Raw genomic sequence first — 22574 nt, 5'->3', positions numbered from 1 at the left:
TTTTCCGGTCAAGCGATTGTCCTTTTAATTAAATTTTCCCACAATTTATAACTCTCTTTCCATGTTCCCTTTGGCAGCTGCTGATGATAGATATATTGTTCGTAAAGGTGCGTCAACCGGGTCATCTCCCGTGTGGAATAGAACGAATCGATATAGCTGGCATAGCTCCTTAGCGTCTGGTTTTCCTTCCGCTTGATACCAAAGCGATCCAGTTGCTCCAGTAAAACTAAGTAGGCAGCACCAAAGGACTCGTCCTTTTTCCTAAAGCGGTACCGAACCATTAAAACAAACGGAAACCACTTGCCGCGAATCCGATAAAGAATCCCCGCCATTCCAGCTAAAAGAACAATCACTAACATGATCAGCAGCCAATTGTTTTTCAAAAATAATTGGATGTTATTCCATAACTTATTTAAATCAAAGAATTTTGCTTCACTCTTAGGCTTGCTGGTTTCCTCCAAATCTTTCTGCTGCGGCTTCTTCACCGGAGCAGGAGGGGGAGTCTGGTTGTTAGATGAAGTCTGGCCCGTTGTATAGTCAATATTGATCTCATTGGTGAATCCCTTCGTTGGTTCAAACGGGATCCATCCTTGGTTTGGTAAAAAAACTTCTACCCAAGAGTGGGCATTGTTATTGGTAATTTGGTAAATCCCCTTCGCTTGCTCGTCTCCGCTGTATTCCATAAAATCTCCGCCGGTAAACCCCTTAATCCAGCGGGTTGGAATCCCAATTGTTCGGAGCATGACGGCCATCGAAGTGGAAAAATTATCGCAATAGCCTTGCTTCGTGTCAAACAAAAACTGATCGACATAGTCATCCTGTTCCCCCGGCAATGCAACCTTCTTTTGATCATAGGTGTATTCCGTATTACCGAAATACCTTTCAACCTCACGGGCTTTATCAAACCAATTATCTTTTCCAGCGGTAATTTCTTCAGTGAGCTCCTTGATCCTTGGCGGCAGCCCATCAGGTAACTGGGTATATCTTTGATGAAATTCAGGGCTCATGGTTGAAGGGTCAAACCCTGTGGTTTCCTTTAAATCGAGCGCCTTATATTTTGGAGTACCAAATTCTACTCGATAGTTGCTAATACCATTACTTACAGCCGTGATCTTTTCTTTTGTCGAATCGAACTGGAACGTGTAGGGTTGTGGAACTTGCGGTTCTACTTGCAGGATTTTTTGAATTCCCGCAGGATAAACTAAAAACGTATTCGATATAGAATTGTTAATAAAAGACACTGTAGCCGATTCATTTATCGTTTTCACTTTATTCGGAATTCCATAAACAGGAGTCAAATAACCTTCCATAAAGGTAATCGGTGTTGAACCAGAAGGTATCCACCCTTTTCCTGTGTACACATCCTTTGTTTCGACCTTCCAATAGTTTTTCCCATTGGCTTTAACCGTGAAAACGGGATTGTTATCACCAATAAACGGCCCGCCTAATCGTTCATCATTCGACCCATAACCAATCCGGCTTATACCCCCTTTGCCATCGCCGCCATTGTCCTTCGCCGCTGTGAAATACGGAACCGGATCCGGCCATATCGGCGCCGCCTTAGGAGAAGCAATGCCAATAAGAACACTAACAGCAATCATCCCCGCAAGCGGTACCATCCATTTCCTTAAAAAGGTTGGAGTACTGTTCACCTTTTCCTTCCGGGTAATCCGGTAATAGGTCAGCATTCCCATTACGGCAAACCCGATGACAACCGTCCGGACAATCGCTGCATTGGCACTATAAAGTGTAAACGTATCGAGAACGGTAATATAAACCAAGGTCATAAAGAAAAAGATAAAAATCCTTTGCCGATTTAACAGCCAATAATGGATCAAGTACACCATTAACCACAGCAGGATAAAAAACAACAACGTGCGAAATTCATTGGATAAATCATTCCACTGCCTAGCGAAAAGCAAACTGATATTATTTACCAAATCCTTCGCGAATGACTTCAACCAACTAAACTGGAAGAACCCGACATCATAATAAAAGCGATTGATAGAAAACAAGATAAATAACACTTTAACGATCCCCTGCCAAACCCACTTCATCTGAAGAAAGGATAAAGCAAAGGAGAACAGCATGAAAACAATGAAGGTTCCAATATTACCCGTTTCTGTTAATTGTCCAACAGGTCTAAGCCATTCCCACAAAAGCAGAAAACCAAACGTGTATAATAGCAGTGCTGGAAAATCTCTTTTCATCACCGTAAATTCACCTCCGAAAAGGCTGCAGTAAATTCGCCTTCATGGACCATAATCACGCGGACTCCACGTGCATTCGCAATCGCTATCAGCGAGCGTTCACCTTCCGCCGGTGCTTCTTTTTGACCTTTTATTAGAAAAAGCGTAATCGACCCTTTTCTTTGACCAAGAAAACTTGCTTTTTCAACTAGCTGTTTCGTTAATTGGGCTGTTACGAGCATAAACGAAACGGAATGCTGGATAAACAGTCCGTCCGTCTCCAACACCTTTTCCAAAGGGATTAAACATTTAGCCTCAATTTTGGCAAGGTGGTAAAACAGCTCCTGAAGATGGCGCTCCCCGCCTCTAATCGGAAACGAGGCTCTTTCCTTGCTGATGGTTAAGAGCCCCGTTTGCGCCCCCTTTTTCAATGTCGCACGCTGTAATGATGCCGTAAAAGACACAACTGCCTCAAACCGCTTATCAGGCACACAGTCCATAACCACAAAGACATCATGCGATTGCCGCTGCTCAAATTCCTTCGTCATAATCTCGTTCCGCTTTGCCGTAGCTTTCCAGTTAATCCAGGAAAAACGGTCGCCCGGCTGATAATCCCTTACCCCAACCACCATGGTCGTGTCGCGCTGCACCCGCTCTCGTGACGCAGTCAATCCTTGGTCATACTGGTTTTCAAAGGGACGGTAGATAAACTCTGAATAGGCTGGATAGACAATAATTTTGCCATCAACCGGTACTTTCCTTTCTTTCTCAAATAAACCGAGCGGATCTCCAATCCGCAGTGTGAAGGAACGAAAAAAGTGCTCGCCGCGCGGAAGCTCATCAATGATATACTCATAGGAAAATTCCTTTTTCAGTCCAGGCAGCAGCAGCGCCTTCGCTTTTTGATGTTGTGATGCGTATTTCAACGGATCATCCAACGTATCTTCAATTAGTAAATAAAATAATGGGAACTTCCTTAGCCTTTTTATCTTGACCGTTACCTTTAAGGGCTCGCCGGCATTATAATCTGATTTTAACAAAACCCTTGTTACTTCAAACTCTTTCAAGGAATAAAAGGATATCGCAACACAATAAACAGCAAAGGGAAGGAAGCTATAGAATAAAAACCAGCTGACAAATCCCCCTTGGAACATCGCATAGGAAAAGGCTAAGAGAATCAAAAAAAGCAACAGGATAAACTTCCATACTTTTTTGAATGGAATCCATAGTTTTTTCATGTTACTTCACTAACCTTCGCACCGGAACAGGAACCCTGGCAACGACCCGATTTACCACTTCTTCAGCTGAAATGCCCTCAAATTTTGCTTCTGATTTTAGAATAATCCGATGGGATAAGACAAATGGCGCTAAATATTGAATATCGTCCGGAAGCACATAATCACGGCCGTACATATAAGAATAGGCTTGGGCAGCTTTCATGAGGGCAATCGAACCCCTCGGACTTGCACCAAGATAAACGCTGCCATGAGTCCTTGTCCGATTAACAATGTCGACAATATAACGTTTAATCGTCTGGTCGACAAAAACCTCTTTGATTTCCTCCTGCAAGGAAAGGAGCCCCTCTAGATCAATCACAGGATGAAGGTCCTCGATTGGCGGCATCTTTTGAGCACGGTTAAGAACTTCAATTTCCTCGTCCAAATCAGGGTAGCCCATTTTCATTTTTAACAAAAAGCGATCGAGCTGGGCTTCCGGAAGTGGATATGTACCTTCATATTCAATCGGGTTCTGTGTCGCCATTACGAAGAATGGCTTGTTCAACCTATGGGTCACGCCATCAATCGTAATGCTCGCTTCCTCCATCCCTTCCAACAGCGCCGATTGGGTTTTTGGCGAGGTCCGGTTAATTTCATCGGCAAGGATAATATTCCCCATTAACGGGCCAGGACGGAATTGAAATTCCATCTCTTTTGGATTGTAAATCGAAACTCCCGTTACATCAGATGGAAGCAGGTCTGGCGTGAATTGTATTCGGCGAAAACCAGCATTCACAGACTTGGCTAAGGCGCGGACCATCATCGTTTTCCCGACGCCCGGGACGTCTTCAAGAAGCACGTGGCCCCCAGCCAGCAAAGCAACAAGACTTAGTTCAGCGACATTTCTTTTTCCAATCATCACCTTTTCGATGTTAGCTAATATCTTTTCAATCGTGGGATTCATTTGTTCATAGGACATGGTGATTCCTCCTCGGGCGAATTATACCGACTTATGGCATTCTATCTATGTATTCTATTTTTAACTGGAAAATTCCTGTATGGGAAGACACATAATATTCAAAATCCACATAAAGATTAGACGGAGGAGGGATGAAGAATGTTTCAAAAAGATAAAATGAACCAAAATCGAACCGCAGGGACAGTTCTTTATGGTTCCAATGAGGTTACTATGCTATTTCACAGCCATTCATACTATGATAAAAAACAGACAGAAAAAGAGCTTCTGTCTGTTTTTCATTCATAGTGTTACATAAAAATTCCTCTTCAACATTTGCAACCGTTAGTGAAATTCCGTAAAAGATTCAGCACCTTCATCCTTTTGTTCAAGTTCATTTATTTTTTGACGTGTATATCTATTGGAATATAACAATAATATTAGAAATAAAACCAAACAACCACTAATAATCAACAAGAAATATTGGAACCACGCACCGAAATCTAAGAACTCCAATTAAATTCCCTCTTTTCCTATTAATTTTCCCTTGACTAAAGGCACTTATTATCTAAAATTTATATACCCCAAAACCAGTAAATGAATCATAAAATTTACAGATAAATTCCTACCTTGGATATCTAAAATAGTCGGCAAAATTAGATTGGTTGCTCTTGAACTTACATCATTCTATCAATTCTCTATATTTCCAACATTAATTAAAGGTACAAGAGGGTTGAACGTTCGATTGAACCTAAATATCTTCTCATAATTTGAGATATTTCCCGGGAATTTGTTGAAATTTGAAAAATAATGTATCCCAATATTCGGAACAAAGGAATGACATGAAGATTTCTTTTAATTGATTGGGGTCGGAGGGGGATTTTTCATGCGTATCGGGTATAGCAATCCCTGTTTTATTGGTTCCTTCTAATCTTTCTTTTTGTTGAAACACAAGGTCTATCGTGTATCGTCTAGGGCTTGTCCGTATCGCGTAACGATATATCGCTTTGAAGTCGGAATGAGTTATATCGCCCAGCGATACGAAACCAAAGAAGAGCCGATTTACCTTTTCTTGAGGGACTCTATTAAGGATGACTCTTGTTTTTCACTAAGGTTCTCAAAAGCCTTCTCCCCCCATTTTTTTCGAACACTCCATTTTTGCTTGCTTCGAGTTGTGGATTTTGTTTAGACGCATATCGCTTAAACTGACAATTTATTTTCGGAATATGGAGAAAAGCCCTCCCCATTTTCCTTTAGGTTTTTGTATCGCTTCTTCTAAACGTTTATTGAAATCATTTTGTGAACTCCATTCTTTTTTCTGTTCATCCCGCATATTTTGTATTTCTTTTTGTAAGAGTTCACTTTTTTGTTTTTCTTGTTGCAGCAACGTTTCGTATTGGGTATTTTGTTGTTCAGTTAATTTTTCAATTTTAGCATTCGTTTTTTGCGCTGAATTTCCAATACTAGAACTTATTACATGATGATCTTGCCGGAGTCGGGAAACCGTTATTTTAAGCTGTGACATATCGTTTGTCAGTTGGACATTCATTTCACGTGTGGCTGCGAGTTCATTGACTAAAAACGTTAAGACCTCTTTTAATTGATTGGGATCATGAGGTAAATTCCTATATGTATCGGGTATGGCAATCTCTGTTTCATTGGATCCTTCTAATCTTTCTTTTTGTTGATACACAAGGTCTTTAGCCGTATCGTCCAGGGGCTTGTCCGTATCGCGTAGCGCTATAAGCGCTTCGATATCAGATTGAACAAAGATACGTCGATCACCATCTTTCAAAAACTCATATCCATTCTTCTCTAAAATTTGGCCATACTTTCGTACAGTGGGAGTTGCAATCCCTACTTCTTCCGCCACTTCCTTGGAAGAGAAAGCTTGTTCATTCGGTTGTATATCACGTCGCATATCGTATCTCCTTTTCTATTTAATATGAAGGTTTTTAGGTTTATTTGCAAGCTATATCGCCCCGCGATACGAAACAAAAAAAGGAACTGTTCAGCCCCTTCTTTAGGAATTCTAATTAGGCAAAAGCTTGTTTTTAATCGAAGTTCACCACCGCCTAAACTGAAAACAATAAAAGACGACCTAGGTGGTCGTCTTTTGTTTACTCAATTTTTATTCTCATTAAGCAATTTGTTCAGTTTGCTCCGCTACAAGCTTGTTATAAAGCTGTAAATCTTCTGCATATAATTTCAAATAAGTTGCCATTCCTGTATTCTTCAATTTTTCAAAGCTTGCCCAGTCAACAATACCGTATTCCATATTCAATTTTTCAGCATTCGCCCAAGCCGTTTCTTCAAAAGTGATATTCATCTCATGCTCTTCAATTAGCATAGCAAGAAGATTGGGATCACTGTATCGTTCGTATATTGGATAGTTTTTTTTCATATCGTAATATTCAAGTGTTTTTGTCAGTGAATCCAATAAAGCGTTCCGGTCTAACGCATGCCCTAACTCATGGAGTGTAAAAGCTTGAATATACGATTTGAGTGAGACTGATTCCTGCATTTCCATTATAGCTTCTTCTATTCGTTTATCATCATAACCTAAATAGTCAAGGATAAAATTATAGCTCATATTTACCCCAGTAATCTGATGCTTCAGTTCAATATCGATTCCAACAGTTCTTATAGTGGCCTGTATTAATTGCTCAATCCACTTATTTTTCTCGTTCACTTATTCCCCTTGCTTTCTCATTTATTTTATCTTATGTGGCAATAAGACTTATTTGGTTATTAATGTAGAAGTCTTCTAGCCACAAATTATAGTAGATGAAATTTCTTCCAACTATATAAATATATATCAAAATAAAGGACATTTCAACAGATAATATACTATGTATTAACCTCTATCTTCAATAAAATAAAAAAAAGCGTTCTCTGAATAAAGCGGCGCTCCGCCCCTTTTCCACATAAAAGGGCGTCCCATAATATATGGGACGCCCCTTCTTAGATCATCTCTCAAATTAAATTCGATGAGTGTTCCTTAGTATTTAATCGTTATCACGTTGTCTGGCACGTGCTTCGCCGCCTTTACGACCTGCTTCTGCTTTGCTCATTTTTCCATCGCGGTTATTATCGTCGTCGCGTTGGTTAGCACGTGCTTCTCCACCCTTTTGACCAATTTCCTCGTAAAATTCTCTGTCATGATTTTTAGAAGTTGCTTCGCCGCCTTTGCGACCAATCTCCTCATAGAATTCTTTGTCATGGCTTTTAGCTGTAGCTTCGCCGCCTTTACGTCCTGCTTCTTCGACGGTCATCTTTCCATTATCATTGTTATTTTGTCTTTTGTCAGCCATTAAGAATCCCTCCATAATTTTAATTGAGTTCCCTTACACGCTTTATATTCCCGCCCTCTATTAAATGAAACCTTTTTCTATTACTCTTAAAATTTCTCTAAATTGATAGATTATGTATCCAAGACAAAAAAAGAGGTTTCCTATAAGTTTTCTCAACTTTGGGAACCTCATATTTTTATATTATTTAAATCATTTTTCCTTAGAAATGGAATTATAATTTTTTAATTTTGAAAACCGTTTTTTCTTTCTTATATACTTTTCGTTAAGCACAAGAACTTTCCCGTTCTCTGCGGGTGTATATTTTCGAAGTTTTTCTGATTCAATATTTTTACACCTTTATTATCGAAAAAAACTTCGTTAAAAGCCAAGGTCCTTGTGTGAATCCCAATGTTAATTGCCAGGCACCTAAGCCTTGTAGTCCATATTCACGAATTAGTACCATTTTAGCACCCATGCTTCTTACATCTTCAAACCAAACTTCATGTGTTAATCCCTTTTGATCTGTATAGTGGAAAAAAGGCGACTCAAATTCAGTTGAATACTGTATTGGTGATTGGTACTTCATAGCTGTTTCAATAGCATTCTGATTTGAAATCGCTGGGGCAACTCTCCCTGGACTGTATGGAACGATCCAATCATATCCATATAAAGGCATACCTATAATAATTTTTCGACGAGGAACATATCTTATAGCAAATTCAACAGTTCTTCTTACCTCAGTAATGGGAGCTGCAGGTCCTGGTTCACTTCCTGCATGATGCCAGTCATAAGCCATGATAAACATAAAGTCCACAACTGACCCTATTCCTCCGTAATCATACCCCCTAAGCCAAGGTATTTCTTCACTTGTTTTTGCAGGAAGCGCAATTGTTAGCGTGCGTCCTATTGGCTTCAAACGATCTCGTAATTCACGTAAAAAGCCTGTGAAAAGATCCCTATCTTCAGCCCTAACACGCTCAAAGTCAATATTGACTCCTCCATACCCCCTATTGTTCACTAAATAAGTAATATTATTAACAAGGTTCGACCTTGTAGAAGGATTGTTTAATACTTGATGAACTAGTTCGGGACTAAAACCCTCAGGTGTTAAGTTCGTGACAGTCACAAGAGGTCTTACCCGATGACTCCAAGTTGTTTGAATAGCAGTCAAATCATTTAAGGTGTTTGCGATATCTCCATTACTAGCAATGTGATATTCAAAAATGGATATGGCAGTACAATATGGGGCATCATCACTGATTAAAGCCCTGTCCAGTTCCGGACTTCGAATAACATAGAAGCTCAGTACTGATGCATGGTAATTTGATATATTAGGAATCGTGAGCCTCATTCCTGGTTGTAATGCAGCAGGATTAACAGCAGGGTTGGCATCTGTTAGTTGTTTTAAAGATAAGTATGATTTTCTAGCAATCCCTGTAAATGTATCCCCAGGTTGCACAATATACGTATATAACGGAATGAGCAAGGCCTGACCCGGAACAATATTGGTCTTCTCTAAACCATTCACACGGCGAATCTCATCAATAGAAATTCCAAACCTGCTGCCGATCGTAAATAAGGAATCCCCAGCTTGAACCTCATGAAAAAACATATTTGTCCCTCCACTAAAGGGCCCCAAAATTTATATACCCTTCACTCAGGTTTAATGGCCAGATCGATTTTATAAAACTATACAGTAAATTCCTTTTATTATATGAACAATTCTTATATGTAGAACACAATTCTTGGGTAAATAAGATTTTAACTCTTCCCCTGCCGCTTTCTCCATTTCTTTTAACTTTTTATCTACCTCTTCTAATGTATATATTTTTATAACAGTTACTCGAATATGGAGGAAAATATAAGCGCTTGAAATAAAATAATCTTTCATTTTACATCATAATAAATTAATCTGTCAACATAAAATTTGTGGTATTTCTATAAATATGTTACAATAAAAATACAATTATTTTTTAAATCGTATTTCAAATTCTTGTGTAATCTTTTTGCAGATAGAATTTAGGTGCGTTTTTTTTATATCCCTTTTTCAAATCGAAGGAACTGAAGAAAAAGGAAGGTTGTAATGGAACTAGTAGTTTAAATAATGAAAGTCACCTGTGAAGGGCATCAACCAGATAGGAGAAAAGGCACTGCAGAAACTTCGGCTTCAAATAATAAGAGAGCTTACTCTAATAGAATGAACCAAGTTTTAGTATTACAAGGAGGTCAAAAATAATGAATCTAATCAATAAAGAAGTAACACACAAGCGTTTTGGCAAAGGAAGTGTTGTTGAATATAATGATTCTTCCATAGAAATACATTTCGCAACGGAAAATAAAAAGTTTGTTTTTCCCGATGCATTTGGAAAACACCTAAAGCTACATGATAAAAGTGCTGCCAATTCACTAGAAAAGGTTATACAAAAAAAGGAACTAGAACAGGAGAAGGTAAAACAGGAAAAGGAAGAAGAAAAAAACCGACAACGTAAAGAACAGCAACTTCGTTTGGAACATGAAAAACTTATGAAGAATCATAAACTTCATCCCGAATCACAAATGGTTTTTTGGTGTGACGACGAAGAACTGAGCAGGGTTTTTACAGAGTGGAAGGTTTTTACTGGCGTAATAAAAAGCGGTAATAACAAAGGAAAGCCAAACAAACCTACCCGCATATACCAAAATAGTGTTTGCCTTTTAACAGCAAGAGATTCCAGTATACCTGAAAAAGACAGACGTATCTTAGGTGTTTATATGGTGAATGAAGATTTTATCGGTAAGTTTTGTGAAGATGGATATATTCCTGCTCATTCAGAATACAGACTACAACTTACAGAACAGGAATCTGATAGGATGCCTCTTTGGAAATATTACGTAAATGAAAAATCCCCTCACAAAATGAGTTGGAATACAGGTAAATACCGTTATTTTGATAATGTATGGATGGCTCAAATTTTACTTGATATTGTTTCTTTGAAAAGTGACACACAGGAAAAAGAACTAGCACAGAACTTTTTTGAACATTTTTGTAGATTAAATCGGATCAGGGAAGAAGAGTTACCAGAGCCTAATGGCGCATTAATGCGTTTATAGATTTTACTACCAAAGAAGTCAGTAAATAATTTTTTCCGTTGTATATTCAAATGCAAGTGAACGTGGTAAGTGAAGTACACCAGCTGTTGCGGTGTTTTATGCATCGTTTCCAAGTGTGCTAGTATCCCATCCATCGAGGCTTCATTAACAATCATGCCCCGCCAAATAAAAAGAGTCAGTCCCCAACCCATTAATGGATTGGGGACTGACTCTTCTTTTCCGATGATATAAATTGTCATTACAGCATGCGCCGCAAAAGAAACCATTATAATAATAAAAACATTACATATATGAAAAAGTACATCAGCTTTTTTTTCGCGAAAAAGCTGCTCCAGTTCAGTCTTAATCATAAGTGTGTTACATTAAACTTACAACAATTCCCGCGCGATTAATCGATAAACATCGAGACGTTTCTCTTGTGAATGGGGAATACTGACAATCATCGCTTCATCAAACCCGTATTGCTCCTGTTCTTTTTGTAGCAACGTAGCTATATCTTTCGCATCTCCAACTAAATGTATGTTACGATTTTCTTTAATAGTCATACGATCCATTTCCGTCAATTGATAATCACGGGCCTCCTCCGGTGTTAACAGTGGTGTGATCCTGCCTCTCATAAACAGTAAACGCCAAATATCTTGAGGCTTTGCTTCGAATTCAGCTTCTTCTTTGGTTTCGGCTGTTGTCACCATATAGGAAACATTGATTTTCGGTTTCTCCATAAAAGCAGAAGGTTTAAAGTTCTTTTTATAAGCATCTAAAATTGGTTTGGACAGCTCACCATTGAAAAACTGCGCAAAAGAATAGCCGACGCCCCTTATCCCCGCCTGAATAGCACTATTACCAGTAGAACCCAATAGCCAAGCTTCTGGCAAATCGACTTGGGATGGTGTGGCGATTGTTTGATTATATAAGCCATCTTCGGGTACTTCATCATTGATTAACTGCAATGCCGTATCAAATTTTTCATACATATTATGCAGCAGCGGCTGACGTCCTTCAGATAAAGCATAGATGGAACGCTGGTCCCCACCCGGAGCTCGACCAACGCCAAAATCAATCCTACCTGGCGAAAATGCGCTTAACGTTTTAAACACTTCAGCTAGTTTTAATGGAGAATAATGCATCATCATCACTCCCCCAGTGCCGATTCGAATATTTCTCGTTTTAGCAGCCAAATGAGCTGCCGTCACTTCTGGAGCTGAACTTGCAAAATCGTTTGTTCCATGATGTTCTGCCATCCACATTCGATGATAGCCTAATTCATCTCCTAAAATAGCCAACTCTTCCGCCTTTTTTAATGCATCTGCAGCCTTATTTCCCTTCGTAATCGGGGCTTGGTCCAAAATACCTAAATTCATTTTTCAACACCCTTCCAACCAGTTTATTCCATCAACAATGAAAGCTTTCATTTATTATAAAGCTCCTATATTTTAATACTAAACCAACTTTACTCTAGATTGAATTGTGACCAAATGCTTACGCTCCTTATTGTTCAGAAAATCATTAGTATGCTAACGATTTCCATAAAAGAGCCGAACTTATGATAGATTATCTGCCATTTTTTTCAAGAGTTTTTTTAATAATAATAGCTCCTCGGATGACATTCCATCCAATAACTTATCCTGCTGCTTTCTCCAAACTTTTTCAATTGGCTCTTTTATGTCTTGTCCCTTAGGTGTTAAATAGACTCTGTTGACTCTTGCATCTAATGCATCACGCTGCCGGTAGATTAAACCGTAGTTTTCCAATGCTTTCACCATATTTGCAATAGTTGGGGGTTCACAATTCAAACGTTCGCTTAACTGGGTCTGTGTAATGCCATCCTCTTTCCATAACCGGCATAATAACTGATCTTGACCTATATGAAGATCTATTTGACGCAGCATTTCTGAATAGTTCCTACGCTTCTTGGTCGATATTTCATCAAGCATTTCCCGAATTTCATCCTCAATCAAAAGTTCACCTACTTCCAGTAGTAATTAGTTAGTATGCTAAGCATATCGATAAATTGGTTTAACTTCAAGCAATTTGTTTTATAACAAATATCTTCTATATAAAAATAAGTTGATTCATGGATTGACATTGGGGACAGTCCCTCCAACTGAATTAAAAGCTTTAATGCGCCGGAGGACCCCATATCCTGTTAACATCGTGTTCAAAGAGTAAGATAAATCAGAGTTTTTTTAAATTTTTCCTGTAACATCTTTAACGGGATTTTACTGTTTCTCATGAGATTGCGTTAGCAAAACAAAAGAACTATCTGATTAGCAGAGTGATAACTAAAAAATCATTCCTTGGCGGCCACTTTTTAGGAATTTTACCTGAGTTAAACCCAATACATTAGTTGTTACTTAGAATATCGTTAATACGATTTAATTCTTCCTTTGAAAAAATAATTTCACTCGCATGAATGTTTTCAAGTATGCGCTCTTTCCTTTTTCCTCCCGGAATAACTGCATCAACACCTGCTTGAGCAAGTAACCAAGCTAGCGCTAAATTAGGAAGAGACGTTTCCTTTTGAGCAGCAATTTCTTTCAATTTGTCCACTACTTCAAGTGTTCGGTGAAATTGCTCACCTTGAAATAAAGGAAGAGAATTTCGCCAATCCTGTGAATCTAACTTAGAGTCTTTTGTGAAACCCCCGCCTAGTAATCCAAATGCTAATGGACCATATGGAATAAAGGAAATATTATTTTCAACACAATATGGCAATACCTCTGCCTGGGCTGAACGATCTAACATATTATATGGTGATTGTAAGACGGAAATTTCACCATGAGCGTTCGCCTCTTTTAATTGTTCAATTGAAACGTTTGAAATCCCAATTGCACGAATTTTTCCTTCTTCTTTTAAACGAGCTAATTCACCAATTGATTCTGCAAAAGGTGTTTCATTGTCTGGGAAGTGTAAATAATACAGGTCCACATAGTCTAGTTGTAACCGTTGTAAACTCTTTTCAACTGCTTCTCGAAAATATTCAGGACGATTGTCCGTTTTTACAGAACCATCGCGGAACCAATGTTGCGCTCCCTTTGTTGCAATCACAAAGTCATCTCGTTTAAATTCTTTTAATACTTCACCTACTAATTCTTCGGAACGTCCAAGACCATAAATATCTGCTGTATCAATAAAGTTTACCCCATTGTTCAATGCTGCTCTTACAAAGTCTATTCCATCCGCTTCATTTAAATTTTGAAACAAATTATGCCCGCCAACTGCATTGGTGCCAAGTCCAATCTCTGATACTTTAAGTTCTGTATTTTTTAATGTTGTATATTTCATGTCTTTTTCCCCCTATCATTCATTAGCCTTATCATAATGACCAAAAATAAAATCTACAAATTATTTCGTTCAAGTTTCATTTATTGAAACTTTCTTTAATGAGTATCCTATTCTCTCCGAAATTCGAAAAAACCCCACTACCTTTATTGCCACCAATCATTAAAATAACGTGCTTATATTTATTTACCATCTTGAAAGTTTCAAATAATGAAACTCCTTCTACATATTTTGAGACAATAAGTATAAGAATCTATACTAGTAGAAGATGAGGTGAGCAAATGGCAAACAATGAAGTATCAACACTGAAAAAAGGACTTCTCGTTTTAGAATTAGTCAAACAATATCGAGGGATTACGTTGAGAGAAGTGATGAATCAACTCAACCTAAGTAAATCTACGGCATTTCGATTATTAACAACGTTAGAAGAGATGAATTATATCTATAAAATTCAAACTCAATATTTTATTAATCATAAAATGTTTGGTGACAATTTTGAAAAACGCTCCGAAAAGGATTGGGCCTCATTACATTCCATCCATCAAGCAGCACAAAATTTACAAATGAGTACCTATTTAGGCAAAGTGGATGATACCGATCTTGTCATGACTCAGGTATTACATGCTCCATTTAAAAAGTCAGCTGACGAAGAAATCGGAAATCGTTCAAAGTTACATCAATCGGCTTTAGGAAAAGTCATTTTGGCCCATTTAGATGAAGAACTGTTAGCGCCTTTATTCAGTAAAATGTCACTCGAACCTGCGACGGAAAATACGTTCCAAGACTCTCAACTATTCCATTATCATTTAAAGGTAATTCGTCAAGAAGGCTATGCATTTGATGATGAGGAACGGATCGTCGGTATCCGTTGTGTAGCCGTTCCAGTATTTCGTCATAAAAAAGTAATTGCTGCATTAGCTATTGCAGCACCTGCAGAACAAATTTCACGCGGCAATATAAAATATATTGCCCAAAAGTTAAATACAGGTAGCGAAGCCATTACAAAGGAAATCGAAGCTTTAGAAACTATTCATTAATTATGAAGCTTAAAAGAGGAATTCATTAAAGGAGAATTTAAATGAAGGATAACTATCAAAAATTATTTCGAGATTATACATTTAAAAGTGGTGTCCATGTAAAAAATCGTCTCATGATGGCGCCAATGACAACTTTTTCTGCTGACGAGAATGACTATGTATCACAGGAAGAACTTAATTATTACAGAGAACGTGCAAATGGTGTCGGTACGATTATTACGGCATGTGCATATGTTTCGAAAAATGGGAAAGGTTTCGATGGGCAAATGGGCATTGATCATGATGGTACAATTGAAGGTCTTTCCAAATTAGTCGATGTGATTCATTCTGGCGGTGCTAAAGGAGTCGTTCAACTTTATCATGGCGGACGTTTAGCCGTGCCAAGACTTATTCCAAATGAGGAAACCGTAAGTGCTAGTGCCATTGCTCCACTTGAAGACCGTGGATTTTATAGCATTAAACAAGCACCACGAGCATTAACGACTGAAGAGGTATACGATATTATTGCTGATTTTGGTGAGGCAACACGTCGAGCTATCGAAGCTGGGTTTGATGGTGTTGAATTACATGGGGCAAGTGGTTACTTAATTCAACAATTTATTTCACCCCATTCAAATAAACGAAAGGACGAATTTGAAAATCCGTTCCTCTTCCCATTTAAACTTATCGCAGAAGTTAAAAAAGTAATTCAGGAACATGCCAAAAAACCGTTTTTAATTGGCTATCGTTTTTCACCAGAAGAGCCGGAAACACCGGGCATTACAATGAAAGAAACGTTTTCTTTAATTGATGAATTAATCCAGGCAGATATTGATTATCTTCATATCGCAACAACAGATGCTTGGGCAAAACCACGTCGAGGTATTGTGAGTGAAAAATCACGTACCGAATTAATTGCTGAATATATTAACGGGCGTGTACCGTTAATTGGTGTAGGTAGTATCCATACATCTGATGATGCAGCACTCCTATTAGAAAAAGGAAAAACAGATTTTGCGGCGATTGGAAGAGCGCTAATTGTTGATCCGCATTGGGTTGAAAAAGTACAGAATCATAAAGAAGGAACGGTTTCTCAACAGTTAAAACAAAACGAACAGCACCATGCTGTCATTCCAACTCCTTTATGGAAATTGATTTTAGAGGTTGAAGGTTGGTTTCCCATTGAGCGATAAATTAACTTGTGTATCATTTAAAAAAGTAGCTTAATGAGCTACTTTTTTTGTACACTTATTGGACTCTACCCTGCATACTTATGATTGGGATTTGATAGGAATTGTCTGAAGCTAAAAAAGTCTATAGCAGAAGGCAATAAATGCTTCCGCTATAGAACTGATTGAAGATAAATTTTTGCTTAAAAAGTATTGAAATAATTATTAGTTTTGTTTATACTTAAAAACGGTAAAAGACATCGAGTATTAAAAGTCTAATAGTAACTTAGCCTGGTAGAGCATTTACTATAAGATACTAAGTGTTGTACTAATAAGAATTGTTGTTCTCTTCATTAGTATTTTACCACATTAAAGTACTAATGTGATAGGATTAAACACCCGAGGCTTCAAGTTTACTCGTATCCTCAGCTTCCTCTGTTTCAGGTTTTACATAGTCGATCATCGCTATAGTTTCATCATCCTCATGGTTGATCGAACAGTTACTATAATCTTTTTTAATATCTGCTACTTTTACGGCATGGCCGATTTCAAAATCAGTGATGTCAATTTCAATTTCATTTGGAATATCATTTGCTTTTGCTGTGATATCCAATTCGTGAAGATATTGTTTAGCAATTCCTCCGACTTTCTCACCTTTAGATGTTCCCTTTAGAATAACACTCACTTTTGCATTGATTTCAGTATGCTTATCAACTTGAAGAAAATCCACATGAAGTATCTCCCTAGTTACAGGGTCATTCTGATAATCTCTTAACATTACATTTTTTGATTTCCCATCAAGATTTAGAGATAAAATACCATTCCTACCAACATCCCTCATCACTTTTAATAAATCTGCATTTTTTATAGAAATAGATTCCGTATCAATATTGTTCCCATAAACAATTGCAGGGATTTTCCCATCGTTTCTCAATTTTTTCGAAGTAGATTTTTTGTAATTTTTCCTTTCTTGAGCTACTAGCGTATTCATTTTATTTCCACCTTTCTAATTATATAAATCTTAGACATTAATTTTTATAGAAATATCTAAGATATTTAAAAATTACTTACAATTCAAGTATATCTAATCTTATATATTATTTCAAACTTACCTTATCGGTTAACTGAGTAAGCCGTGTAATTTTTTATACTCTTTCCATACTGCATTGCCGTTATCAAAGCATAAATCACCTTGCAATCTTTTGCAATATTATCTTATAATTATAAAAAAGTTGCAAAAAATTGCACCTTATTGCAATGTAGATTATTCTATACACAGGGAGTTGTTTTATGCTAATCGAAGAGAGACTTGAAAAAGAAAAGAAAATTATTGAAGAAAATATTAGTGTGACAATTGAAAGTCTTGCTGAAACACTTGGAGTTTCAAAAGATACGATAAGAAGAGACTTAATTAAACTAGAAAAAAAGAATGTTATTAGAAGAATACATGGAGGAGCAGTGTTAGCTAGTAAAGAGGCTCTTATTTTAAATTACTCAGAAAGAGCAAATCAGGAAAACACTATTAAGGAAAAAATTGCAGAGAAGACTGCTAAAATAGTCAAAGATCATTCATCCGTTATTTTTGATTCGTCCACAACAGTGGAAGCTGTTATTCCTAAATTAAACGGGAAGAGTTTGAAAGGGATTACCAACTCTCTTACACATGCTATTCTTCTTTCTAAGAATGAAAGGACAACTGTTTCAGTTCTTCCTGGCAAACTTAATATTGAACAGTTGTTTTTATATGGGGCAGATACGGTGGATAAAATCAGACAATATAGTGTTGACTATACATTATTAGGGGTTTTTGCAATTTCTGAAAAGGGCTTGTTTATTCATACAGAGGAGGAAGGGTTGGTTAAACGGGCAATGGTTCAAAGAGGGAACACGGTAATTGCTTTAGCAGATCATACAAAAATTGATACAACGGGGTATTTCAAAATATGTTCCCTCGATGAAATTGATATATTGGTTACTAATAAGATGCCGGAGCAGAAATTTGTGGAGTCTTTAGCTCAAAATAACGTAGATCTTGTAGTTACCGAAGAATGATGAAAAGAATAGGAGAATATGTTTATGACAATGAAGAAACAAGTACTATTGAAGGAAATAGAACAGCCTGAAATTGAAGAAAATGTTTCTCCCGTTTACTTAACGGATGAGACGATCAACGAAAGAAAAGAAAAACTTCTTCAATTGATGAAACAAGAAGAGTTTGATGTATTGGTGATATACGCTGATAAAGAACACGGAAGTAATTTTGAATACTTGACGGGTTTTATTCCAAGATTTGAAGAAGCTCTTTTTGTAATGAAAAACAATGGAGAATGTTCATATATTTTGGGGAATGAAAATCTAAAAATGGCAAAATATGCTCGTACAATGGGTACTGTTTATCCTTTTTCACTTTTTTCTTTGCCTAATCAACCGATGAACGATGATCATCCATTAGAAGGTATATTGGATCAAATTAATTTCTCAACGAGTCAAAAGATTGGCCTTGTCGGCTGGAAAATGTTTACTTCAAAAGCACAAGCTAACGATACGCTATTTGACATTCCTCATTTTATTGTTGAGGCATTACAAAATGCAAAGCATGATCATGCAAAGATTGTCAATGCCTCTTACATATTTATAGGAGGAGACATTGGGGTTAGGACAACAAATAATCCTAATGAAATTGCTCATTATGAATATGGGGCAAACCTTGCTTCATCTTGTATGCTAAAAGCTTTAAATGCGATTGATATAGGTGTTAAAGAATCCTTTTTAGGAGATATTCTGAATGCTGATGGGCAAGCAAATAATGTGGTTACCATTGCGGCTACTGGCAAGCGTTTTGAATATGCAAACGTTTATCCTACTAATAAACGGACCAAAGTAGGGGATCCTATATCATTAACCACAGGCTATAAAGGTGGTCTGACCAGTAGAACTGGGTTTATTGTTGAAAATATTGAACAACTCCCGTCTACTCAAAAGGATTATTTAGATAAAGTTGCAATTCCTTATTATCAGACTGTTGTATATTGGTTAGAGAACATTAAAATAGGGATGTATGGTGGAACTTTTTACGAGGTAATTGAAGGGATCTATCCGAAAGAAAAGTACAATTGGCATTTAAACCCCGGACATCTTGTTTCCGATGAAGAATGGATGTCTTCACCAATATACCCAGATTCAATTGAAGAACTTAAAAGCGGCATGATTTTTCAAATTGACATTATCCCTTCCATTGAAGGCTATGCTGGTGTTAGTGCAGAAGATACCATTGCTCTTGCAAATGAAGAATTAAGAAATAAGCTAAAAGACGAATACCCACAATTATGGAAGAGAATTCAAAAACGAAGAAATTACATTCAAGAACAGTTAAATATCAATCTATCGGAAGAAGTACTCCCTCTATCAAACACCGTTGGTTATTATAGACCATATTTACTAACGAAAGATAAGGCATTAGCCTCTGAATAAGGCAAAATAAAAGGTCTTCATCCATTCAGGATGAAAGACCTTTCTTTCATTTTACTTTAAATTTTTAACCCCAGTTTCTAATATTTCCATTTGCAGCAGTGTCTGTTCATCTGTAATGGTTTTATCATTACCATTTATGATGGCTTCATATAAATCATCATATACTCTTCCATAATCACCATTTACGGATTTCACTGTTTCTTCGTGGATTGTACCTTCTTCATCAATATATGTGAGTACACCATAATGGTTTATTGTATCTATCCCAAAGTCTTTGTTATCAGGCATATAAAATAACTTTAAATGTTCTTCCTGACGATCTTTGGAATATTTCACAAAGCATCCCTTTTTTCCATAGACGACAAAGCTAGGTCTTTCTTTAAGTCTAAAATAACTGGATTTTACAGATACTTTTAACTCACCATAATATAAATCTAAATCAAAATAATCATTCATTCTTCCTTGGCCTAATAATTGCCTTACATCATAATGAATATGTTCCGGCTTGCCAAAGTAGCTGATAACCTGATCCAGTGTATGACAGCCATGTCCATATAAAAATGACTCTGCGGGATTAAAGGAATGAGCAGACTCTGGTACTTCGGGACGATAATAGTCATAATGCATTTCCACTTCCAGCAAGTTCCCTAGTTTCCCTTCTTCGATGACTTTTTGAACGGTTAAAAAGTCACTATCAAAACGCCTGTTTTGATATGCCTGGACAATTAATCCTTTCTTGCTTGCCATTGCAAATATTTCTTTTGCCTGTTCTGAGGTTTCCATAAAAGGCTTTTCAACCAAACAGTGCTTATTATGCTCTAATACTAATTTTGTGTATTCGTAATGACTGTCAGTTCTTGTGCAAACAACTATTAGTTGAATGTCCTTGTCATGTAATAGTTTATCTAAATCAGAAGTATAATTAACCCCTGCAATCCTTTCCCAACTTTCATGCTTAGGATTTCTTTGATAAATAGTTTTTACCTTTATATTCTCTCTTTGCAGTACGAACGGCAGATGATATCTGTTCGTGCTTTTTCCATTTCCAATATAACCAATAGTAAGCATGGCTGCCTCCTAAAAAATATTTATTTTTATATGAAAAGCACCTCCGATTATTATAACAGGAGGTGCTGCTCTATTTTATTATTACATTAAGTGTATTAAGTGGAAGACGATACCAACCACGAACAATCCAAGAATCATAACGATTGGAGAAACTTTCTTCTTAAGAAGCCACATGCAAAGGAATGTGATAAGCAATCCGGCTAAACCAGGAATTAAGCTGTCCAAGTTGGCTTGTAACGTAGTTACTTTAACAGGTTCTAATGAAAGACCACTAGCTTGCTGTTGTAAAGCAGTTTTAATCCCTTCTGCCCCAGCAGGTAATTTATCCCAATCAATATAAGCGCCTTTGGAAAGTTTAACTTCGGATACAACTGGCGCAAATTGTACAGATACCCACCGGTTAACTAATGCACCAAGGATGAACATACCCAGAATGGATGCACCCTTGGTAATATCTTGAAGTATTCCGCCAGATAAGTCGTCAGTAATTTTAGAACCAGCTTTGTAACCAAATTCTTGCGTATACCACGTGAATCCCATACGAATGAGATTCCATAAAACGAAGAAAATAATCGGCCCAAGGATGTTACCGGTCAATGCAAGAGAAGCGCCTAATGCACCAAGGATTGGTCTAACCGTGAACCAGAAAACCGGATCTCCGATACCTGCTAATGGCCCCATCATACCGACTTTAACCCCTTGAATGGCTGTGTCGTCAACCGGCGCACCATTTGCACGTTCTTCTTCAAGCGCTAAAGTTACACCAATAATAGGTGAAGCTACATATGGGTGAGTATTAAAGAATTCTAAATGACGTTTTAGTGCCGCAGCACGATCTTCTTTCGTTTTATATAATCGTTTGATTGCGGGAATCATCGTATATGCCCAACCACCGTTTTGCATACGTTCATAGTTCCAAGAACCTTGAATGAATGTGGACCGCCACCAAACAGAAATACGATCTTTTTTTGATAATCTCAATTCATTTGCCATTTTTGTGTCCTCCTCCTTCTTAGTAATTATCAATAATATCGCCTAGTGGATCACCATGTTTACCGTTTCCGCCATTACCAGAACCGCCTTGTTTAGAAAGCGCTAAATAGATAAGTGCAAGAGCCACACCGATAGCACCTAAACCGATAAGTGTGATTTGTGAAACAGTCGCTAATACGAAACCAATTGCGAAGAATGGCCATACTTCTTTTGTAGCCATCATGTTGATAACCATTGCATAACCAACGGCTACGACCATTCCCCCACCGATTGCTAAACCGTCTGTCAACCAAATTGGCATAGATGTGAGTAATTCTCTAACCGGACCTGCACCAATAGCTATAATTAATGCAGCCGGAATAGCAATACGTAACCCTTGCATGCAAATAGCAACGATTTGCCAAAATTCAACTTTTCTGATGTTTCCTTCTTGAGCTGCAGCATCCATAAAGTGTACGATTGCTGTTGCAAGTGTACGAACGATGATTGTTAATAAAAGGCCAGCAACTGCAAGCGGAACAGCAATCGCAATTGCAGAAGCCACACCAGCTTTACCTTGTCCACCTAAAACTAAAATAATGGCAGATGCAACTGAGGCTAACGCGGCATCCGGTGCTACGGCAGCTCCGATGTTTGCCCAACCTAAAGCGATCAATTGAAGTGTACCACCTAAGATAAGACACGGTACTAAGTTTCCTGTAACTAAGCCAATCAACGTACAAGCAACGAGTGGTTGGTGGAATTGGAATTCATCCAAAATTCCTTCCATACCAGCTAAAAATGCTATGACAAAGACTAATATTATTTGAATCACATTCAAATCCATGTTTA

Annotated in this window: 21 protein-coding genes; 6 read left to right on the top strand and 15 right to left on the bottom strand. The window is 37.5% G+C overall.

Annotated features, from left to right (window positions below):
- Positions 1-8: 8 nt before the first annotated feature.
- Genes BANVL01_RS19900 through BANVL01_RS19890 form a run of 3 tightly spaced genes read right to left on the bottom strand, consistent with a single transcriptional unit; the run spans position 9 to position 4385 of the window.
- Positions 9-2210 (bottom strand): transglutaminaseTgpA domain-containing protein, encoded by a 2202-nt coding sequence (locus BANVL01_RS19900; protein WP_066095431.1) that lies wholly within the window; start codon positions 2208-2210, stop codon positions 9-11.
- Positions 2210-3427 (bottom strand): DUF58 domain-containing protein, encoded by a 1218-nt coding sequence (locus tag BANVL01_RS19895; RefSeq protein ID WP_066095428.1) that lies wholly within the window; start codon positions 3425-3427, stop codon positions 2210-2212. The genes BANVL01_RS19900 and BANVL01_RS19895 overlap by 1 nt, the downstream gene beginning before the upstream one ends.
- Position 3428: 1 nt before the next feature.
- On the bottom strand, positions 3429-4385 hold the full coding sequence (locus BANVL01_RS19890) for an AAA family ATPase (protein ID WP_066095425.1): 957 nt from the start codon (positions 4383-4385) through the stop codon (positions 3429-3431).
- A gap of 138 nt (positions 4386-4523) precedes the next feature.
- Here BANVL01_RS19890 and BANVL01_RS27455 point away from each other — a divergent pair, with 138 nt between their 5' ends.
- Positions 4524-4670, top strand: a complete 147-nt coding sequence (locus BANVL01_RS27455) for a hypothetical protein (RefSeq protein WP_156482373.1) — start codon at positions 4524-4526, stop codon at positions 4668-4670.
- A 904-nt stretch (positions 4671-5574) separates the two neighbouring features.
- Here the strand turns inward: BANVL01_RS27455 and BANVL01_RS19885 are convergent.
- The 5 genes from BANVL01_RS19885 to BANVL01_RS28060 form a co-directional block, all read right to left on the bottom strand.
- Complete coding sequence (locus BANVL01_RS19885; RefSeq protein WP_066095422.1) at positions 5575-6282, bottom strand: SH3 domain-containing protein; 708 nt, start codon at positions 6280-6282, stop codon at positions 5575-5577.
- Between the two features lie 219 nt (positions 6283-6501).
- Positions 6502-7053, bottom strand: coding sequence for an integrase (locus tag BANVL01_RS19880; protein WP_066095421.1), 552 nt, complete (start codon positions 7051-7053; stop codon positions 6502-6504).
- A 316-nt stretch (positions 7054-7369) separates the two neighbouring features.
- The gene (locus tag BANVL01_RS19875; protein ID WP_066095420.1) at positions 7370-7675 is read right to left on the bottom strand and encodes a KGG domain-containing protein; all 306 of its coding nucleotides are present in this window, start codon (positions 7673-7675) and stop codon (positions 7370-7372) included.
- A 328-nt stretch (positions 7676-8003) separates the two neighbouring features.
- A complete protein-coding gene (locus BANVL01_RS19870) occupies positions 8004-9266 on the bottom strand; it encodes a glycoside hydrolase family 18 protein (protein WP_066095417.1) in 1263 nt (420 codons plus the stop codon).
- Between the two features lie 69 nt (positions 9267-9335).
- Positions 9336-9545 carry a hypothetical protein gene (locus BANVL01_RS28060; RefSeq protein WP_218010679.1) on the bottom strand — a complete coding sequence of 70 codons (210 nt, stop codon included), beginning with the start codon at positions 9543-9545 and terminating at the stop codon, positions 9336-9338.
- 344 nt (positions 9546-9889) lie between these two features.
- On the opposite strand from BANVL01_RS28060, the gene BANVL01_RS19865 reads away from it, so the two are divergent.
- Positions 9890-10744, top strand: a complete 855-nt coding sequence (locus tag BANVL01_RS19865) for a malate synthase (RefSeq protein ID WP_066095416.1) — start codon at positions 9890-9892, stop codon at positions 10742-10744.
- A gap of 368 nt (positions 10745-11112) precedes the next feature.
- Here the strand turns inward: BANVL01_RS19865 and BANVL01_RS19860 are convergent, their stop codons facing one another.
- The 3 genes from BANVL01_RS19860 to BANVL01_RS19850 form a co-directional block, all read right to left on the bottom strand.
- The gene (locus tag BANVL01_RS19860; RefSeq protein WP_066095413.1) at positions 11113-12105 is read right to left on the bottom strand and encodes an LLM class flavin-dependent oxidoreductase; all 993 of its coding nucleotides are present in this window, start codon (positions 12103-12105) and stop codon (positions 11113-11115) included.
- A 180-nt stretch (positions 12106-12285) separates the two neighbouring features.
- The gene (locus BANVL01_RS19855; RefSeq protein ID WP_235845672.1) at positions 12286-12702 is read right to left on the bottom strand and encodes a MarR family winged helix-turn-helix transcriptional regulator; all 417 of its coding nucleotides are present in this window, start codon (positions 12700-12702) and stop codon (positions 12286-12288) included.
- 385 nt (positions 12703-13087) lie between these two features.
- On the bottom strand, positions 13088-14029 hold the full coding sequence (locus tag BANVL01_RS19850; protein ID WP_066095412.1) for an aldo/keto reductase: 942 nt from the start codon (positions 14027-14029) through the stop codon (positions 13088-13090).
- A gap of 278 nt (positions 14030-14307) precedes the next feature.
- Here BANVL01_RS19850 and BANVL01_RS19845 point away from each other — a divergent pair, with 278 nt between their 5' ends.
- Together BANVL01_RS19845 and BANVL01_RS19840 are read left to right on the top strand one after the other, a co-directional pair.
- Positions 14308-15063: an IclR family transcriptional regulator gene (locus BANVL01_RS19845; RefSeq protein ID WP_066095409.1), complete on the top strand. Its 756-nt coding sequence runs from the start codon at positions 14308-14310 to the stop codon at positions 15061-15063.
- Positions 15064-15104: 41 nt separating this feature from the next.
- Positions 15105-16235, top strand: a complete 1131-nt coding sequence (locus BANVL01_RS19840) for an NADH-dependent flavin oxidoreductase (protein ID WP_066095406.1) — start codon at positions 15105-15107, stop codon at positions 16233-16235.
- A gap of 367 nt (positions 16236-16602) precedes the next feature.
- Here BANVL01_RS19840 and BANVL01_RS19835 read toward each other — a convergent pair whose 3' ends face one another.
- Positions 16603-17202, bottom strand: a complete 600-nt coding sequence (locus tag BANVL01_RS19835) for a 50S ribosomal protein L25/general stress protein Ctc (protein WP_066095403.1) — start codon at positions 17200-17202, stop codon at positions 16603-16605.
- Between the two features lie 299 nt (positions 17203-17501).
- Here BANVL01_RS19835 and BANVL01_RS19830 point away from each other — a divergent pair, with 299 nt between their 5' ends.
- Both BANVL01_RS19830 and BANVL01_RS19825 read left to right on the top strand, forming a co-directional pair.
- Complete coding sequence (locus tag BANVL01_RS19830) at positions 17502-18263, top strand: DeoR/GlpR family DNA-binding transcription regulator (protein WP_066095400.1); 762 nt, start codon at positions 17502-17504, stop codon at positions 18261-18263.
- Between the two features lie 24 nt (positions 18264-18287).
- Positions 18288-19682, top strand: a complete 1395-nt coding sequence (locus BANVL01_RS19825; protein ID WP_066095397.1) for a M24 family metallopeptidase — start codon at positions 18288-18290, stop codon at positions 19680-19682.
- A 51-nt stretch (positions 19683-19733) separates the two neighbouring features.
- Here BANVL01_RS19825 and BANVL01_RS19820 read toward each other — a convergent pair whose 3' ends face one another.
- The 3 genes from BANVL01_RS19820 to BANVL01_RS19810 form a co-directional block, all read right to left on the bottom strand.
- On the bottom strand, positions 19734-20750 hold the full coding sequence (locus BANVL01_RS19820; RefSeq protein WP_066095394.1) for an oxidoreductase: 1017 nt from the start codon (positions 20748-20750) through the stop codon (positions 19734-19736).
- Between the two features lie 81 nt (positions 20751-20831).
- The gene (locus BANVL01_RS19815; RefSeq protein ID WP_066095391.1) at positions 20832-21743 is read right to left on the bottom strand and encodes a PTS system mannose/fructose/sorbose family transporter subunit IID; all 912 of its coding nucleotides are present in this window, start codon (positions 21741-21743) and stop codon (positions 20832-20834) included.
- Positions 21744-21762: 19 nt separating this feature from the next.
- Positions 21763-22569, bottom strand: coding sequence for a PTS mannose/fructose/sorbose transporter subunit IIC (locus BANVL01_RS19810; protein WP_066095389.1), 807 nt, complete (start codon positions 22567-22569; stop codon positions 21763-21765).
- Positions 22570-22574 lie beyond the last annotated feature (5 nt).

It is taken from the genome of Neobacillus novalis NBRC 102450, assembly GCF_001591805.1.
Lineage (GTDB): Bacteria > Bacillota > Bacilli > Bacillales > Cytobacillaceae > Neobacillus > Neobacillus novalis.
The sequence above is the reverse complement of the archived record's forward strand: the minus strand, read 5'-3'. Positions and strand labels throughout refer to the sequence as shown.